Consider the following 17,055-nt stretch of genomic DNA (forward strand, 5'->3'; position numbering starts at 1 on the left):
ATCCTGCAAGTTTGTAGTGGACATACTGCTTTTATTATTCTCTATATAAACAGCTAATATAGTTAAGGGGTAAGTTTCAGCCAAGTATTTAGCGGTCCTTAAGACATAGTAAAACAAAATCGGTCCACAGGTATTAGAGAAAGTAGTAATCAACAAAAAAAATGAGTGACCGATTGGCCACTCATCATTATATTACAACAGATAAAAGCCACTACTGTTTTTTAAAATACAGGAAAAAGAAAGCAGCTTACTACGAAAATCTACTTTAGGAGGTAAGTTTAGCTATAACTTACGATACGTCCATTAACATCTGCTACATAACCCGCTTAAACATCTTCTCCATCTCATAAGAAGAATAATGCACAATAATCGGCCGGCCATGAGGGCATGTAAACGGATCTGATGTGTGGCGCAGCTCTTCAAGCAAGCTTTCGATCTCGTCATTGCGTAAATGGCGGTTTGCCTTTATGGACCCTTTACAGCTCATCATGATGGCTGCTTCTTCGCGCAGCAGCTTGATGTCGACTTTTTTCATGGAAAGGACTTGTTCGATCATTTCTTCGATTGTTTCTGTTTCTTCGTCCTTTGGGAACCATTGAGGATGGGAGCGGACGAGATAGCTTTGCTGGCCGAATGGTTCAAGGAAGACGCCGACCTTTTCGAGCTCTACTTTATTCTCTTCAATTTTCATCCATTCGTCTAATGAATATTCTAATGTTAGTGGAATCAACAGCTCCTGAAGCTCGTTATGAACCTCGCCGACCTTATCTCGATAGAACTCATATTTAATTCGTTCCTGGGCGGCATGCTGGTCGATAATATACAGGCCTCTTTCGTTTTGGGCGAAAATATACGTGCCATGCATTTGTCCGATTGGATATAATGGCGGGACGCGGTTTTCTGAGGCTACATCCTCAAGCACTTCCTCTTCCCATGTCTCCTCATTATGTTCTGCTTCTGACTCTGGCTTTTGCGCGTAATTATCCGTACTATTAAACGCTGGAATAAACGGCTCATTTCGGACAAACACATCTTGCTCCTCTGTCACTGCAGGCACAGCTATGTCATCAAAAATCGGCGGTTCGTTTGTAAATGCCGGGAAGGCAAAGGACTGTGCCGGTTGTGGTACTTCTGGTCGAGCTTCTTTCACTTGATCAAAGGAAAGAAACGTTTGTTCATCCTTGGTCGCTTTTGCTTTTTCACGGATGAAGCCAGCCGGAATCAATTCCTTTTTCTTGAATGCTGCCTTTATGCTTGCACTCACCAATTCATTTAACTCCTGCTCCTTGCTGAAGCGAACCTCCATTTTAGAGGGATGCACATTGACATCGACAAGCATCGGGTCCATTTCCACATTTAAGAGCACAATCGGGAACCTGCCGATTGGCAGCAATGTGTGGTAGCCCTCCTGAATACTGCGAACAAGCGAGTAATTCTTAATGAACCTGCCATTAATCATAGTTGAGATATAATTGCGCGATGCTCTTGTGATTTCAGGCAATGCCATGAATCCTGATAAAGTAAAATCCAATGATTTCCCTGTGATTGGAATCATCTTCTTGGCGATATTTAAGCCATAAATACTAGCTAAAACCTGCCTCACATCGCCATTCCCGTTCGTATGAAGGAGCTTTCTGTCATTATGGATGAGCCGGAAGCTAATCTCAGGATGTGATAATGCAAGCCTGTTGACAATATCCGTTATATTGCCGAGCTCTGTATGAATGGATTTCATATACTTAAGCCTGGCAGGGGTGTTAAAGAACAAATTGGAAACCGTTATTTCTGTTCCTTTTCGGCTGGGCGCGCTCTCGTGCTTCTTTAGGTGTCCGCCTTCAAGCTCTACACTTGTTCCCTTTTCCCCAGTTGATGTAGTTAAAAGCACATGGGAGACAGAGGCGATACTCGGCAGCGCCTCTCCTCTGAAGCCTAGTGTACGTATTCGAAACAGATCATTTTCGTCCTTGATCTTGCTTGTCGCATGGCGGGAAAAGGCTGTGAGTACATCCTCCTCGTCAATTCCGGCACCGTTATCGAGAATTCGAATGCTTTGCAGTCCTGCTTCCTCAATAAAAATTTCGATGTTTGTGCTTTGCGCATCAATGCTGTTTTCTACTAATTCTTTAACAACAGAGGCTGGCCTTTCAACTACTTCTCCTGCAGCAATTTTATTGGAAAGTGCGTCATCCAGTTGAAATATCTTTGCCATTTTCCTCACCTCTTCTTTTATTTGCACTTAGTCATTTTTTATTTTTTTATGCAGTTCATAAAGCGTATTTAATGCTTGCATTGGTGTCATATCTAAAATGTCTAATGATTTAATCTTTTGCAGGATTTGTTTTTCCTTACCTGCCAATGGCTTAGCCGCTGGTGCTTTACCTTCATCAAAAAACGACAGCTGAGCATCTGACTCCACCTCAACAACCGGTGATTGCTCCTTCACTATTGTCTGCGGCTTGTCCACTTGCTTGTGTTCCTCTTTTTGCTCAAGGGATGTAAGCAGCTCTTGTGCTCTTTCAATCAGCTCTTTCGGAAGCTCTGCCAATTGAGCAACATGAATTCCATAGCTTTTGTCTGCCGCTCCTTCTTTGATTTTATGAAGGAAAACAACCTTGCCGTTTTGCTCCATTGCACTGACATGGACGTTTTTGAGACGGCCAAGCTCCTCATCTAAAACAGTCAGCTCGTGATAATGGGTGGAGAATAATGTTTTCGCGCCAACAATGTCATGGATATGCTCGATGATTGCCTGAGCAAGAGCCATTCCATCATATGTGCTTGTCCCTCTTCCGATTTCATCAAACAATATTAGACTGTCCTTTGTTGCATGAAGAAGAGCATTTCGCGCCTCCAGCATCTCTACCATAAAGGTGCTTTGTCCAGAAATCAAATCATCTGCTGCACCGATTCTTGTGAATACTTGGTCGAAGATTGGCAATGTCGCCTCCTCTGCCGGAACAAAGCAGCCGATTTGGGCAAGGACGCTAGTTAAAGCAATCTGTCTCATATACGTACTTTTACCGGACATATTTGGACCAGTAATAAGCAGCAGCTCTCTATCACTGTCCATCAAACAGCCATTGGCAACATAGCTCTGTGAATTCATGACCTTTTCCACGACAGGATGGCGTCCATTTTGAATGGAAAGTACTCTTTCAGATGAAAAGGCTGGTTTCACATAACGGCGCTCCTCACTTACCGTTGCAAAGCACTGGAGCACATCGAGGGCACTGACTGTTTTTGCAAGCATCTGCAGTCTTGGAATATAGTCTTTAACCGTTTCGCGAATAATCGTGAAAATATCATATTCCAGCTCTACGATTTTTTCTTCTGCCTGTAGAATAAGGCTTTCCTTTTCCTTCAATTCAGGCGTAATATAGCGTTCGGCATTTGCTAATGTTTGCTTCCGTTCATACTGGCCTTCCTCAAGCAAATGAACATTTGCTCTTGTCACTTCAATATAGTAGCCAAAGACACGGTTATAGCCGATTTTCAGCGATTTTATGCCTGTTTTTTCCCGTTCTTGTCTCTCAAGCTGGGCAATCCATGTTTTCCCGTTACGGCTCGCATCACGATACCTGTCCAGCTCTTCATTATAGCCGTCTAAAATGATATTGCCTTCCTTTACAGACAGAGGAGGATTTTCAACAATTGCTGTTTCTAGTAAGTCTGTCACCTCTTCACAAGGATCCAATTCAAGTGCTAGTCTGCTTGCTGCATCTGTTCCAAACTGTGCTACCAGCTCTTGGATTGCCGGAATTTGCTGCAGTGATTTTTTCAATTGCACAAGATCACGGGCATTGACGTTACCGAATGCAACCCGACCTGCAAGTCTTTCGAGATCGTACACTTCCTTCAGCTTTTCACGAAGATCCATTCTTTCAAAATAATGGCTTATCATCGTCTCAACCAAATTTTGCCTTTCAGCGATTTTCTCCTTATTTAAAAGGGGACGGTCGATCCATTGCTTTAAAAGCCTGCCTCCCATCGCTGTCTTTGTTTCATCTAACAGCCACAGTAAAGAGCCTTTTTTTCCTTTTGAGCGAATCGTTTCTGTCAGCTCTAAATTTCGTTTCGAGAAGTAATCGATTTTCATGAAATCATCAATCACATAAACAGCAACAGGCTGCAAATGATCGAGATTTCTTTTTTGCGTTCTGTAAAGGTAAGCAAACAATCGTCCCACAGCAAGACGCAGCTCTTCATCGAGCACATCAGCTAACAAGGCTTCATATTGCTCCAGCCCCTCTGCCTCCACTTCATAGGAAACAGTCAATGTTGTCCGCTCCTGCAGGCGCTTTTTGCTCTCTTCTGGGAAATCGGGGCTAATAATAAGCTCCTTAGCTCCTGATAAAGACAGTTCATTCAAAGTTGCTTCAAATCCGATCGTTTTTGTTGCTTTGCATTCTCCTGTAGACAGATCACTATAGGCAAATCCATAGGAATTGTTACCTAATACAGTGATTGTAGCGATATAATTATTTTCCTTATCGGAAAGGTTTCTTCCCTCCATCATCGTTCCAGGGGTAATCAACTGAACGACTTCTCTGCGGACAACTCCCTTTGCTTGCTTCGGGTCCTCTGTCTGCTCACAGATTGCCACCTTGTAGCCGCGCTCAACTAGCTGTTCAATATAGTTTTTCGCCGAATGGTGGGGAACGCCGCACATCGGAATTCGTTCACTTCCCCCGCCTTCTCTGCTCGTTAGCGTAATTTCTAATTCTTGTGATGCTTTAATTGCATCATCAAAAAACATTTCGTAAAAATCGCCTAAACGAAAAAATAAAAAGGCATCCTGATAATCTGCCTTTACTTGTAAGTATTGTTGTATCATGGGCGTATACGTCGTCATAAAATCCTCCAAAAGCATAACTCATATTTCAATTTATTATTCTACCATTATAGCATAATCGACCAGCATGTTTCAGGTGGTTCCTTCTGCCAGAAAAAAATGGTTTGCAGGCATCTGCAAACCATCTCATATGTGTGAAAAAATAAGAACTAGGAAGTCACTCCTAGTTCTATTCTTCTTCAGATCCTACAAGGAAATCAGGATTCAAATCTTCAAACTCTTCATCCTCAACATCCAAGCCCCATACATCATCGCCATCATGTTCTTTGTGTTCAGGGAATACTTCTACAACTATCTTTGTTTCCCCGATTACTTCCACTAGGAATTCTCTTTCGACATGGACGATAATTTTGTTGCCATTTGGTGAAATGACTGCTTCAATGCAGTTTGGCTGTTGAAGAACACGTGCAATTACATCGTGATCATCAAGGCAATCTGGATCACGGTATTTCAATTTCACGGTATCTGTATATTCAACTCGTTCTGTCACGACTTCTGTTTGTGTGTTGTCGTTATAGGAATACCAAACGTTGATATCGTAGTAGCCGCAAATCTCTACTGTCTTTCCAATCTTTTCCGCTTCGTACGTATGGTTGATGATCCAGCACCCTAAAATGCTGGAAGGGCTGTTGTCTGGGCAGATCGTATGGTTGGATTTTGTAAATTTACGTCCTTTCGCAACGACTGCCTTTGTAATAATCTCTCTATATTCTCCCATTTTCGAGCGAAACCTCCTCATTCATTTTCATTTCATCCTATGCGGGATAGGAGACTAGTGTGCGATAATTTTTGAAGCATACAAATTAAAGCTTAAGCCTAATTCATTGTATGAAAATGACGGGCAAATGTGCCGAAGTTCGAGAGATTTTCTAGACGAACAACATGAATTCTTCTTGAAGGCAATAAAAAATGATTTTTAAGCTCAGCCTGCTTGATAAATCTACAATTTGTACATAACAGCTATTGGCGCTCCTTTTACAGGGCTTGCGCTAATCGAATCATATCTCTACACTTAATGCCGTTTTCAATTATTTCCTCTTCATAATCTGTAAAAAAATCAAACTCAACTCCGACAATACGGAAACCGCATTTTTGATAAAAAGCAAGCTGGTCAATGCTCGAATTGCCTGTGCCAACCTCGATTTTTTTAAATCCTTCAAGCCTTGCCCTGCGTACAGCGTCCTTTACAAGCAGCTTGCCGATGCCCCTATTTTGCACCTTTTCTTCCACTGCAATATTTACTAATTCTACGGTGCCTGGTTTTGTCGGCAGCAACACGTATACAGCTTGTAATGTTGAATCCTCCTCGGCAATATAACAATTCCCTCTTCTTAAGTAATCATTTATATGCTCAAGCGAAGGATCTGCTGACAGGAGCAGCTTTAACGGTGCAGCTTTTTCTTCTAATTTGCGTATTTTCATAACACATCTCTCCTTTATCATGTAGCTACTTCGTTTAATATGAAGGATAAGCTGCATAATAAAAAGCCCAAACACTTATTGGACTCAAAAGATGCAGCAACTCATTAATAAGGCTTTTTTACATTAAATGTTCCGTACAATTATAAAGATGGCACTCCCATATGCTGTTAACTAACGTCAATGAAGTTAATGATGAATTTTTAAGGGATTGTTCGTACACAGCTTTTGGTGTCAACTCAAGAATGATGGCCTTCAACAAGGCTCCATGGCTGACTATCAAGGTGTTTTGTTGAACTGCTGTCGCTGCCAGCTCCTTTACAAAGGATTGCGTGCGTGCTTTTACGCTTGCGCTGCTTTCAATACCTAAATCCTGCTCACGCCAGTTCATTCCCCATCTTTCTATTCTTTCTGCTTCTGTCGTTCCTTCTATCAAGCCGCCTTTTGTTTCGCGTAATCTTTCATCTAACACTAATTTAATTTGTAGCTTATTTGCGATTATTTCTGCTGTTTGCCTTGCTCGTGTTAAATCACTTGAATAAATAATTTTCCAATCGCCCTCTTGAAGACGTTCTGCAAGCAGCTTAGCACCTTTAAGCCCTTCTTCGTCTAAAGGAATGTCTGAGCTTCCCTGTGCTCTTCCCTCTTTATTCCAAGCCGTGCTGCCATGCCTAATTAAGCCTAAGTCCATCTGCTTTTCCCCCGTTTCTTTTAAAATTTCAGCAAAGATAATTGCAGTTACGCTTAAAATTTTTAAAAGCCCATATATCATTACTCAGCTTTACAAAGCAGATATTAACAGTCCGCTCTTAGGAACGAGTGCGATGCATCGTTTTGTGGAATTGTAAACATATCCCCAAGGACTCAGGGTAACAGTCCTGTTGTTTTCTAGATCAATAAACAGCTCGCCCTCTAGTTCATAAACAATTCATCAAAATCGTCATGCTGATGCAAATGAAATTCTCAAATCAATTACAGCAATACGAAGTGCATGATTATTAACCTCAATGACAATAAAATTACTTTATTCTGGCTTGTTTTTCACTATATCCAGTAAATTAATTAATTCCAATTGACCGTTCTTATTCATCGCACTTTCCTTCCCTCCAAAAGATTGTCTTCTTTAATTCGTCACAACGATACTTAACTCCTGTTAATACAGCCTATAAAATGTCAGATAAAAGGATAAAAATAGAAAAAATTGTTCATTCTATACTTAGTAGAAAAAGGAGGAATATTTATGGAACAAACACTTTATGACAAAGTAGGCGGAGAGGCTGCCATTTCAAAGGTAGTTGATTATTTTTACAATGAGTTAGTATTAAAGGATGAATCAGTTAAGCATTTTTTTGAACACACAAATATGGAAAAACAGCGCAGCCATCAAACAAAATTTATCAGCTTTGCATTAGGTGGTCCAAAGCAATATGGAGGCAAAGCAATGGCAAAAGCCCACGAGGGAATGAATATTCAGCCAGAACATTTCCAGGCGATCGTCAAGCACCTGCATGCAGCACTTGCACATTACGGAGTTGGGGAAGAAGATATCCAAACAGCCTTAGAGAAGGTTGGCACATTAAAGGATGATATTCTATACAAATAAAAAAGCGAAAGAAGGAGCACTCCTTCTTTCGCTTTTCATGATCTTATTTAGGCTTAGACAAATCATCACGACTTACCGCATGTGGCGGTTCTTCCATCCAGCCATTTTCCATCATAATTTTAGCACCGTTCGAAACGAACAGCATGATGTTCATAAGCGACTTTGAGTACATCAGACCGATATCATGTCGGCCATTAACAGCAAGTGAATTTCCAAATGCTCTTATTTTCATGGAAAACATGTCCACTTTATGAAAAGTCATTAATTTATCTGAAAAAGGTGCAAATGTTGATGTTGTCACGAGATGATCTAAAAATGCTGGTGATGGCAGATTTTCGTTGTGAAGATGGTCCATATAACGTTCCAGATTTTTATGTGTCATCTCTTTCCCTCTTACAAAGAGGCTTTTTACCTTTTCGTGCCTTGCTACTTGGCTAAAGCCTAAAATAAGCGCCTTACTCGTGACATTGTTTTCGATATTGTCGTAAAGATGGGCAATTTCCATTGCGTGCAATGGTCTGACCTTCCCTAAATAGCCGTTAAGAAAATCCTCATTTGCAAATTCCGGTCTTTCTGGGACAGGTATATACGGCGGCTTCATAATAAGCCCCTTTTTCATTTGGATTGATTTGATTTGTTCAATAAGAGCAATCGTAGCATCCATACAATAAATGAAAAATTCCCTAACATCCTTCCGGTAGACAATTGGTATCGCAATTTGGTAAATGCTCAAGCCAGCCTTTGCTGCATACTTTAAGTAATGAACGTAAAATTCATCCTCGTATAATCTTGGTGCATTTATATTGACATCCTTTTCTGTAAAACCAATTGGATAAGGAATATTCTCTTTGTCGAAAATTCCTTTTGTCGTGTCCAAAAATACCGTCGACAATTTTATAGCCTCTTGCAAGAGTGCTTTAATTTCTTGATCTTCACAATGCTGCAAATAATACCTTAAAATACACAAGGACATGCTGTTACCCATATAAGTTGCCCACAGCTTTGCCATTTCGGTTGATGTTAGCCTTTCGCCAGAACTGGATTTATGTGCGCCTATTTTAATCGGTTTGATTGTATTCAAGGCATTTTCCTCCACGAATCATTTTGCTTATTTTTAACGTGAAGGTTTTACTTTATGCAATGGAATAATCTAGCATAACCAACCTTATAGCAAACCTACCATTTGCAAACCGTGAACAATACCGTCCTCATCAACTGACTTTGTCACATATTTAGCAGCAGCCTTAATATGGTCCTCTGCATTGCCCATTGCCACACTATTATAAATTGCTGTCAGCATTTCCATATCATTTTCTCCATCACCAAAGGCATATTGGTTGCTTTTTGCAATGCCGAGCTTTTCTGTCATTTTTGCTATGCCTCTTGCCTTTGATCCTCCTTTTGGAAGGACATCGACAGACAACGGATGCCATCTGACAAAATCAAAATCCTCAAAAATTTGCTCGTATTGCTTCTCTTCACCCTCTTGACAAAACAGAAGGGACTGGAACAGATCTCTGCCTTTATAGTAAAGAGGATCGTGTGTCGGGAAGCGGCCGATTTTAAGTGTTTGGATGCTTTCTTGGATAAAAGCATGCTCTACAACATTTGCTTTCATATCCTCGTGATCCATATATACAATAGGATGGTCATTAAGAAGAGCCGTTTCTGCTAGTCTCTCTAACGCAATAATATTTAATGGATTCTTATAAATGACTTCTCCTTTTAAAACAACATATTGGCCGTTGTAGCTAACATAAGAATCAATCTCTAATTCCTTGCGCAAATCCTCATACATAAATGGCGCTCTGCCTGTTGCTATCGCTACTTCATGGCCGTTTTTCTTTAATTGAAAGACAGCTTCCTTTGCAGACTGTGGAAGTTGCTTTTCGTGTGTTAGTAAAGTCCCATCTATATCAAAAAAAACAATACTTTTCTCGTTCATTTCATTCCCTGCTTTCCATAAGTTGATTTTCCTGCTGCCAAATTAAATTGTTATTTCTTTATTAAAATAAGCCCTTCATTTTAACAGCTCTCATTTGCACTAAGTTTATGTTATGAAACGCATTTCAGGTCAATAACGAAATACTTAATCATATGTAAACGAATTACTCACCAATTATTTTTTTATTTTTTTCTAATGTTTTATACAAGAAATAGCAGCTTACTGAACATAATAGTGCAAGCAGCCCGATGAACCCATAACCAAACTTCAAGCCAATCACAGCACTGTTTGCAGCACCAAAATTACCTGCAATAATTCTTGCTGCATCAATTATCAGTCCTATCAAAAAGTTGCCGATAACGCTCGCAATTCCCATTAATGTAACAGTGAAGGTTATTGCTGTACCCGTCTTTTTCGGATAACGTTTTGCAAGAAGTGCCATTATTGTTGGATAAACAATAGCAATGCCTATGCCTGATATAGCATATAAAATCGCACCCTTTTCACCAATTAAAATGGCTGCTAGCGTACAAATGCCAGAGAAGCCTGAAAATATCATGATCGATAACGCAAAGCCTATTTTATCTGTTATCGGTCCAAGAAAAAGCCTCGCAAGCATAAAGAATAGAAAAAACAATGACAGCATATTGGACGCCTGCTTCAAATCCCAATTATATGCCTGCACTAAAAAGTTTATGAGCCAGCCACCGATCGCCATTTCTGATACAACTCCTAAAGAAAGGACGGCGACAATTAGCCAAGCAACCCGATCCTTCATCAGTGATTTAAAGGAAGCGGTTTCTCCTTCTTCATGCTCTTCTGCCGGAAATTTACCAAAAAGCGACGGAATAATTGGCAGTAAGGACAATGCTAGGAAAAGAACGTACATACCACGCCAGCCAAGCGCCCCTGCTCCCACCTGCCAATCCATTACAGATGCAGCAAACATTGGAGCAACAGTGGAGCTTAATCCATAAAAGAAATGGGAGATATTGAGCATTGTGCCTGTGTTTCTTGTGAAAATACGGGCTGCCATAATGCCCAGAGCGATTTCAAGCATGCCATTGCCTAAATACAAAATAAAAAAGGAAACAGATACTGTCTTAAATCCTGCAGATAAGTAAATGAATACACCTGACAATGCCATAATGAGAAAAGCGGATGTCCCTGTCCATTTAACACCTATTTTATCAGACATCCAAGAGGTGTAGGCGCATGCAAGGAGATAACCAAATGAGTTTAATGCCAAAAGCAAACCAATCTGTGTCTGGCTCGCATTGAAATCTGACTGGATAAGCGGGATAGCAGGTCCTTTAATATTTTCCGAAAATCCAAATATTAAAAAGCCTCCAAATACAATGCTTATAAGCAAATATTGATTCCATTTCGTGTTACTCTTGGTGCTTTGCATGATTGCACCTGCAGCACTTTGTTTGTTTAAGTTCCCCATAATTATTCCCTTTCTATATTTATTAAGGAGTTGGTGTTAGTCAGAGATTTTTCAAAGCAAACGCTTCACTATTGGATTGATAGTATCCGCAGCTTACGATACGCTGATAGCCATGTTTTTCATAAAAAGTGACCGCTGCCTTATTAATCCTTCGTTTTTACAAGAATGGAGGTAATGCCTAAGGCTGTGGCTTCCAGCTCTAAAAAAGCAAGGATGTGATCCAATGCCTGCGTGACTATACTTCGCATACATTAGCTTCCGTTCTGCATTGCTTCTACCCATTCGGATGTTCTTTGTTAACAGTAAAGTTCATTTTTCCTCCTAACATTTTTACGATGTATGTTTTTGTTATATTAAGGAAGATTTCAATTAATTACTAGCGCGACATATAACGACGAAATTTCCTCCGATTATTTAATTCTTTATAAAGCTTCCATATTCCTGCATTCCTTTTATGCAGGAAAACAAACTATTCATCCCTTACGTTTTTTTCTTAAAATACATAAAATTGTTGGATTTTTTCCTGTTAGCTGGCAATCATTATGGTAAACTATATTTTGCAATTCATATTCCTGATAATTGCTGCAAATATTAGAAAAAGGAGAAGGAGAATAGACATGCATGAAAAATTAAAAACCATCCCCTCCCTTTCCTCCAATTCGATTTATATGGGATTATTACTAGCTATTGTTGGGGGATTCCTTGATGCTTACACCTTTGTCAGCAGAGACGGTGTGTTTGCAAATGCCCAAACAGGCAATATGGTGCTGCTCGCTGTTAAAGCCGCAAACGGCGAATGGAAAGGGGCACTTTTGTACATTCCTCCGCTTGTTGCTTTCGTATTAGGGGTGCTTGTTTCTGAAATAGTGAAAATCCCGCATATACGGCATCTCGTCTACAGCTACCGCCGCTCCATCCTCATTTTAGAGTTTTTTGTACTCTTAGTTATCGGCTTCCTGCCAATGAGCGTGCCAAATATGATTGTTACTGTCAGCATTGCATTCGTATCTTCGCTGCAAATATCGACATTTAATAAGATTGATAAATGGGCATATAATTCAACCATTGCAACAGGTAATCTCAGGACTGCCACACAAGCTGCATACGCTGCCTTTGTAAGCCATGATAAAGAGGCGAAACGGCAGTTTATTGATTTCGGGGTAATTATTGGCTCCTTTTTATTTGGTGCCTTGCTTGGAACCTTTTCCACAACCTATATTGGAAAAACATCTATTTGGATTGCTGCTGCTTTCCTTATTGTTGCTATTCTGTTATATCACCGTGATAAAGGCTACTATAGAAAAGCATCCCTTCAATAAAAAACAAGTAATAAAGCATGCTTTGTAAATAGCAAAAGCCCGCAGCTTTTATACTGCGGGCTTTTTGCTATTTGTCATGTTCCTGCTCTTATAGAGTGAAGCCTAAATATAGTACAATAATAAGCGCGACGACAAACTGAATCCATAAAACGATTGTTTTCTTTTCTTTTTTTGTGCGGATGAGAATCATCTCAAGTGACGCAATCACCCATAATCCTACTAATGTTTTCAATGTGTGCATTACATCAAGCCCTGTGTATGTTAGCATCGTTACACCAGTACCAATAATCGCTAAATACATCAGCCTTAATACCATATGGACAATTTTACTGCCCTTTTCTTTGCCACCTTTATACAAAAGTAATGAAATGACAAACAGAATAAGAGCCAACGCCCATGCTGTTATATGTATATGTCCCAAACTTTCCCCCTCCTTTCCCTCTCAAAATAGTAACATAGAATAAAAATAAATATCCAATAAAACTATCAATTTCGACAAACCTAAGTTTCAATAAACTGAAAACGCACTCAAACCTACCACCTCCGTAAATAAACCGCTTTTAAATTACCGTTTTTCTATCTTCCGAGTAACGAAACATCTCAGAAACTCTTGAAATTTTAATTTTAATCATTTAACATAGTGAACGTTGTTTATAAAAAAGCAAGAAGTTTATAACTGATACAATTTTTTCAGCCATTGTAAATGCCACCATGATGTTACACTATTTTCTAGTAATTCTAAACTTTTTAATACTTTTATGATATATTGCCTTGTCATTTTCCAAGTACTACAGGCAGCAATTTTATCGTTTTCGATATTGCAAGGACTAAAAAACCCTAAAGACATTTCATTTAAAAGTTTAAATATGTGAATGAAAGGCATTCTAAAGACAGACAAACATGTGGTAACATCTGATGAATTTTCATTTGGCTATAATTTTTTGAAAATTGCTATTCTATTTACGATTTCGCCAACTAAGATCGTGTAGAGGTATTTTCAAGCAATTAACTTTTATATTGATTTAAGTTTTGGAGGTTTTATTGTGTCAACTAAAGTACCATTTTCATTTATCGTTATTATTGGTCTCATGTTGTTTGCATTATTTTTTGGTGCTGGTAATCTTATCTTCCCAGCAATGCTCGGTCAATCAGCAGGCAGTGAAATTTGGTCCGCGAATGCAGGCTTCCTTGTAACTGGTGTAGGTTTGCCACTTCTAGGGGTTATGGCTTTTGGATTTTCTGGCAAAGAGGATCTGCAATCATTGGCTAGCCGTGTGCATCCAATGTTCGGACTTGTTTTTACAACTGTATTATATTTGGCAATTGGTCCATTATTTGCAATTCCGCGTACTGGAAATGTTTCCTTTGAAATCGGTGTAAAGCCATTTGTTTCAGAAAGTTTTTCCGGCATTGCACTATTAATTTTTACAGTTATCTTTTTTACTATTACTTGCTTCTTGTCACTGAACCCAGCTAAAATCGTCGATATTGTCGGCCGTTTTTTAACACCAATTAAATTGACGTTTATCGGCATCCTAGTTGTTGTTTCTGTGATTTTCCCAATCGGCAAATTCCAGGCACCTTCTGAAAAGTATATGACTAATTCCTTCTTTAACGGTTTCCAAGAAGGTTACTTAACAATGGATACACTGGCGTCCTTCGTATTCGGAATTATCATTATTAACGCAATTCGCGAAAAAGGAGCCAACACAAAAGGACAAATTCTAAAGGTTTGCTTAATGGCAACATTAATTGCCGCTGTCATTCTTGCAGCTATTTATTCAGCCCTTTCCTATATGGGTGCATCAAGTGTAGAAAAGCTGGGACATTTGGATAATGGTGGAGAGGTTTTAGCGCGTGTATCTGAATTTTACTTTGGAACATACGGCGGAGTATTGTTAGGCTTAATGATTACTGTTGCTTGTTTAACAACAAGTGTTGGCTTAATAACAGCTTGCTCTACTTATTTCCATAAGCTTTTCCCTGCTATCTCTTATAAAGTAATCGCAATAAGTCTTTCCGTATTCAGTGCTATTATTGCAAACGTTGGACTTACTGAGTTGATAGCCATTTCTGTACCTGTATTAACTATCATTTATCCTTTGGCAATAGTGCTGATATTCTTAACATTCCTTCACCCCCTATTCAAGGGTAGATCTGGAGTATATCAAATCAGTCTATTGTTTACCTTTATTATCAGCCTTGTGGACAGCCTCCAGGAAACAGCACTGAAGATTCCTGCACTGGATTCCTTCTTCGCAAGCTTCCTTCCAATGTACGGCATTGGCTTAGGATGGATTGTCCCAGCTATTATTGGCGGCTTGATTGGGTATGTATTGAATTTTAAGCAGGACGATACTTTACTTAATAATTAATAAATAAACTTTAATGTGGCTGACCTCGTTGTCAGCCACATTTTTTATGAAAAAACAAGCCTATAATAAGTTGCTTATTCGATGTATAGTACAATTAATTAAAAGGAAGGGACTGTTCATCATTGTTTTATAAATTAACAAAAGAACAACAGGAAATGATGATTTCCGATATCCAAACTTTTTTCTCCCAAGAAAGGGATGAGGAAATATCCGAATTTGCTGCAGAACGAGTGCTTGATTTTTTCAAGGAAACAATCGCGCCTCATTTTTATAATTTGGCAATTTCTGATGCGAAAAAGCTAGTAGAAGAGCAATTCATGGCGATTGAGGATGAAATATTGACATTGGAAAAACCAATCAGGAAATAATAAACAAAGCAATGTATGTATAATTACGTGTTTGAAAGCTAACCTTAGCAAAGAAGAAACGTTTTAAAGGGAGGTTCACACGACATGCGTAAAACATTGCTTGCAGTGCTGCTTGCTGCTTTTCTCGGTACGATGATGACAGGCTGTAACGAAATTAACCCAGGCACAGATCAGCCTGGCGAGGATGAAATTGGCGATAATGAGATTAATGATGAAGAATAAGGCATCGATTTCAATCGATGCCTTTCAAAAATTGCAGATGTGCAAGCTTACTTATAAGCAAGCCTTAACTGCCGTTATTAGCATATTTCAGTTCATATCTCTTTTTTCTAGCAAGCCTGAAAGCTCCTCGATAATTGTGCCTAACTGTATTATTCCATCTGTACCCACAAGTGGCAGCACTTTTATTGATCACTACGGCAACCTCTTCAAAGGCAGCAATTGCTGTACTACCCTCACGGATATGCCTCAATACTGTTTCAGCAAGCAAAGCATCTTGTTCTCTCGTAAATGTATCTGGCATTTTATCACCTTTGTTCGTCTTGATTAATCTTAATATCGACACGAAACAGTCTAGGTTTAGTGCCATTTTATATTTCTGCCTAAAACTTTTTATCAGTTGGCAAGCAAATTTTATCTTTAGCTAGGAAAGCTGGATTAATTGTTCAGCAAAAGCCTTCAGCGATTTTTTATACACTGACTGAAATCGGAGTTTGGTTTGCTGCATAAGTATCCAATTTAGTCTTCCTTAAATCAATTGTAGTCTATTAGACGTTTATTGTTGTTTAGCTCCATTCTCGAAATACTCTTCAAGTGTCCAGTCCTTATCCTTCATCATTTTTGCGGCATCTTTGCCAACATAACGATAGTGCCAAGGTTCATATTCATATTGAGTGATGTCTACCTTATCTTTTGGATAGCGCAGGATAAATCCGTACTTATAGGCATTTGCCATTAACCATTTGCCTTCCTTATCCTCGCCAAATTCCTCTGTTAACAGGAAATTTTGCTTTTGTGACGTGATATCCATCGCTAAGCCACTTTGATGTTCACTTGAGCCAGGGATAGCAACAGCCTGTTCTGCATCTTCCTCTCCTACATTGGCAACCTCTTGCTTAAATACAGCAGATTGTCTCTCATACGAGCGGTATCCTGATGCTGCATAAAGAATGTTTCCCTCTTCTTTTGCTGCATTAAACATATCTGCTAGTGCCTCTGCCGCTTCTTTTCTCATATGACTTTTTTGTATATCCTCATCACCAAAAGAAAACGCAACATCTGGTCTGACGAGATCCTTTGGTTCATAATCACTCGGCAAATAATATTCCTTATTGACAAGTGCTAACATATTTTCTGGATTTTCAAGGACAAAGTGTCCATCTTCTTTTTTTACTTTATTTTGGTTTTGTGTGGGGATTGTCCACTCTGTTGTTTGCGTCTCTTCCTTTTTAACAGTATCCTGCTGTGAGGCAGATTGATTAGTGTTTTCCTTTTGCTGATTATCTTGTTGGATCGTGCTGCAGCCGCTTAACATTAAAGCAATGGCTGACGCTGTAAGTACTTTTTTCATATTTTCACCTTTCTTTTGTTGCTTTACAACTTATTTCTATTACTCACTTTTTTATAAAGGGAATATTATCATTATAAAGTTGTTTGTACATAAAACCATTACAAATGAATAACAAAACTAAAAAAACTAGATTACACACCCAACATGGATTTAT

General features: G+C 39.2%; 15 protein-coding genes and 1 pseudogene. 5 read left to right on the forward strand and 11 right to left on the reverse strand.

Annotated features, from left to right (window positions below):
• Window positions 1-313: 313 nt before the first annotated feature.
• The 5 genes from mutL to NQZ71_RS13970 form a co-directional block, all read right to left on the reverse strand.
• Window positions 314-2,209 (reverse strand): DNA mismatch repair endonuclease MutL, encoded by a 1,896-nt coding sequence (gene mutL / locus NQZ71_RS13950; protein WP_317010873.1) that lies wholly within the window; start codon window positions 2,207-2,209, stop codon window positions 314-316.
• Between the two features lie 27 nt (window positions 2,210-2,236).
• Window positions 2,237-4,852, reverse strand: coding sequence for a DNA mismatch repair protein MutS (gene mutS / locus NQZ71_RS13955; protein WP_275005171.1), 2,616 nt, complete (start codon window positions 4,850-4,852; stop codon window positions 2,237-2,239).
• Window positions 4,853-5,021: 169 nt separating this feature from the next.
• On the reverse strand, window positions 5,022-5,570 hold the full coding sequence (locus tag NQZ71_RS13960) for an outer spore coat protein CotE (protein WP_127734284.1): 549 nt from the start codon (window positions 5,568-5,570) through the stop codon (window positions 5,022-5,024).
• A gap of 257 nt (window positions 5,571-5,827) precedes the next feature.
• Window positions 5,828-6,274 (reverse strand): GNAT family N-acetyltransferase, encoded by a 447-nt coding sequence (locus tag NQZ71_RS13965; protein WP_275005169.1) that lies wholly within the window; start codon window positions 6,272-6,274, stop codon window positions 5,828-5,830.
• A gap of 118 nt (window positions 6,275-6,392) precedes the next feature.
• Complete coding sequence (locus NQZ71_RS13970; RefSeq protein ID WP_317010875.1) at window positions 6,393-6,962, reverse strand: histidine phosphatase family protein; 570 nt, start codon at window positions 6,960-6,962, stop codon at window positions 6,393-6,395.
• A gap of 549 nt (window positions 6,963-7,511) precedes the next feature.
• Here NQZ71_RS13970 and NQZ71_RS13975 point away from each other — a divergent pair.
• Window positions 7,512-7,874 (forward strand): group I truncated hemoglobin, encoded by a 363-nt coding sequence (locus NQZ71_RS13975; RefSeq protein WP_144454693.1) that lies wholly within the window; start codon window positions 7,512-7,514, stop codon window positions 7,872-7,874.
• 43 nt (window positions 7,875-7,917) lie between these two features.
• Here the strand turns inward: NQZ71_RS13975 and NQZ71_RS13980 are convergent, their stop codons facing one another.
• From NQZ71_RS13980 to NQZ71_RS13990, 3 genes are all read right to left on the reverse strand, one after another.
• Window positions 7,918-8,955 (reverse strand): DUF3231 family protein, encoded by a 1,038-nt coding sequence (locus NQZ71_RS13980; protein ID WP_144454692.1) that lies wholly within the window; start codon window positions 8,953-8,955, stop codon window positions 7,918-7,920.
• A gap of 84 nt (window positions 8,956-9,039) precedes the next feature.
• A complete protein-coding gene (locus NQZ71_RS13985) occupies window positions 9,040-9,819 on the reverse strand; it encodes a Cof-type HAD-IIB family hydrolase (protein WP_260055685.1) in 780 nt (259 codons plus the stop codon).
• 163 nt (window positions 9,820-9,982) lie between these two features.
• Window positions 9,983-11,269 carry an MFS transporter gene (locus NQZ71_RS13990; RefSeq protein WP_375545280.1) on the reverse strand — a complete coding sequence of 429 codons (1,287 nt, stop codon included), beginning with the start codon at window positions 11,267-11,269 and terminating at the stop codon, window positions 9,983-9,985.
• A 617-nt stretch (window positions 11,270-11,886) separates the two neighbouring features.
• Between NQZ71_RS13990 and NQZ71_RS13995 the strand changes: the two genes are divergently transcribed.
• Window positions 11,887-12,588, forward strand: a complete 702-nt coding sequence (locus NQZ71_RS13995) for a YoaK family protein (RefSeq protein WP_144454690.1) — start codon at window positions 11,887-11,889, stop codon at window positions 12,586-12,588.
• A gap of 88 nt (window positions 12,589-12,676) precedes the next feature.
• Here NQZ71_RS13995 and NQZ71_RS14000 read toward each other — a convergent pair whose 3' ends face one another.
• Window positions 12,677-13,009: a YisL family protein gene (locus NQZ71_RS14000; protein ID WP_260055683.1), complete on the reverse strand. Its 333-nt coding sequence runs from the start codon at window positions 13,007-13,009 to the stop codon at window positions 12,677-12,679.
• A gap of 622 nt (window positions 13,010-13,631) precedes the next feature.
• On the opposite strand from NQZ71_RS14000, the gene brnQ reads away from it, so the two are divergent.
• The 3 genes from brnQ to NQZ71_RS14015 all read left to right on the forward strand — a co-directional run bounded on the left by brnQ (window position 13,632) and on the right by NQZ71_RS14015 (window position 15,553).
• A complete protein-coding gene (gene brnQ / locus NQZ71_RS14005) occupies window positions 13,632-14,963 on the forward strand; it encodes a branched-chain amino acid transport system II carrier protein (protein WP_144454688.1) in 1,332 nt (443 codons plus the stop codon).
• A gap of 122 nt (window positions 14,964-15,085) precedes the next feature.
• A complete protein-coding gene (locus tag NQZ71_RS14010) occupies window positions 15,086-15,331 on the forward strand; it encodes a DUF2164 domain-containing protein (RefSeq protein ID WP_317010877.1) in 246 nt (81 codons plus the stop codon).
• Window positions 15,332-15,415: 84 nt separating this feature from the next.
• Complete coding sequence (locus NQZ71_RS14015) at window positions 15,416-15,553, forward strand: hypothetical protein (protein ID WP_186304015.1); 138 nt, start codon at window positions 15,416-15,418, stop codon at window positions 15,551-15,553.
• 85 nt (window positions 15,554-15,638) lie between these two features.
• Here NQZ71_RS14015 and NQZ71_RS14020 read toward each other — a convergent pair.
• Window positions 15,639-15,854 (reverse strand): annotated as a pseudogene (locus tag NQZ71_RS14020) (RsfA family transcriptional regulator); the annotation flags it as partial.
• A 252-nt stretch (window positions 15,855-16,106) separates the two neighbouring features.
• Window positions 16,107-16,901 (reverse strand): M15 family metallopeptidase, encoded by a 795-nt coding sequence (locus tag NQZ71_RS14025; protein ID WP_317010878.1) that lies wholly within the window; start codon window positions 16,899-16,901, stop codon window positions 16,107-16,109.
• Between the last annotated feature and the right edge of the window lie 154 nt (window positions 16,902-17,055).

Origin of the sequence: Niallia taxi, assembly GCF_032818155.1 — a bacterium.
GTDB lineage: Bacteria > Bacillota > Bacilli > Bacillales > Cytobacillaceae > Niallia > Niallia taxi_A.

Excerpts from the sequence above, each read along its gene's own strand:
- mutL (WP_317010873.1), bottom strand. The coding sequence starts at position 2,209 with ATGGCAAAGATATTTCAACTGGATGACGCACTTTCCAATAAAATTGCT.
- mutS (WP_275005171.1), bottom strand. The coding sequence starts at position 4,852 with ATGACGACGTATACGCCCATGATACAACAATACTTACAAGTAAAGGCA.
- NQZ71_RS13960 (WP_127734284.1), bottom strand. The coding sequence starts at position 5,570 with ATGGGAGAATATAGAGAGATTATTACAAAGGCAGTCGTTGCGAAAGGA.
- NQZ71_RS13965 (WP_275005169.1), bottom strand. The coding sequence starts at position 6,274 with ATGAAAATACGCAAATTAGAAGAAAAAGCTGCACCGTTAAAGCTGCTC.
- NQZ71_RS13970 (WP_317010875.1), bottom strand. The coding sequence starts at position 6,962 with ATGGACTTAGGCTTAATTAGGCATGGCAGCACGGCTTGGAATAAAGAG.
- NQZ71_RS13975 (WP_144454693.1), top strand. The coding sequence starts at position 7,512 with ATGGAACAAACACTTTATGACAAAGTAGGCGGAGAGGCTGCCATTTCA.
- NQZ71_RS13985 (WP_260055685.1), bottom strand. The coding sequence starts at position 9,819 with ATGAACGAGAAAAGTATTGTTTTTTTTGATATAGATGGGACTTTACTA.
- NQZ71_RS13990 (WP_375545280.1), bottom strand. The coding sequence starts at position 11,269 with ATGGGGAACTTAAACAAACAAAGTGCTGCAGGTGCAATCATGCAAAGC.
- NQZ71_RS13995 (WP_144454690.1), top strand. The coding sequence starts at position 11,887 with ATGCATGAAAAATTAAAAACCATCCCCTCCCTTTCCTCCAATTCGATT.
- NQZ71_RS14015 (WP_186304015.1), top strand. The coding sequence starts at position 15,416 with ATGCGTAAAACATTGCTTGCAGTGCTGCTTGCTGCTTTTCTCGGTACG.
- NQZ71_RS14025 (WP_317010878.1), bottom strand. The coding sequence starts at position 16,901 with ATGAAAAAAGTACTTACAGCGTCAGCCATTGCTTTAATGTTAAGCGGC.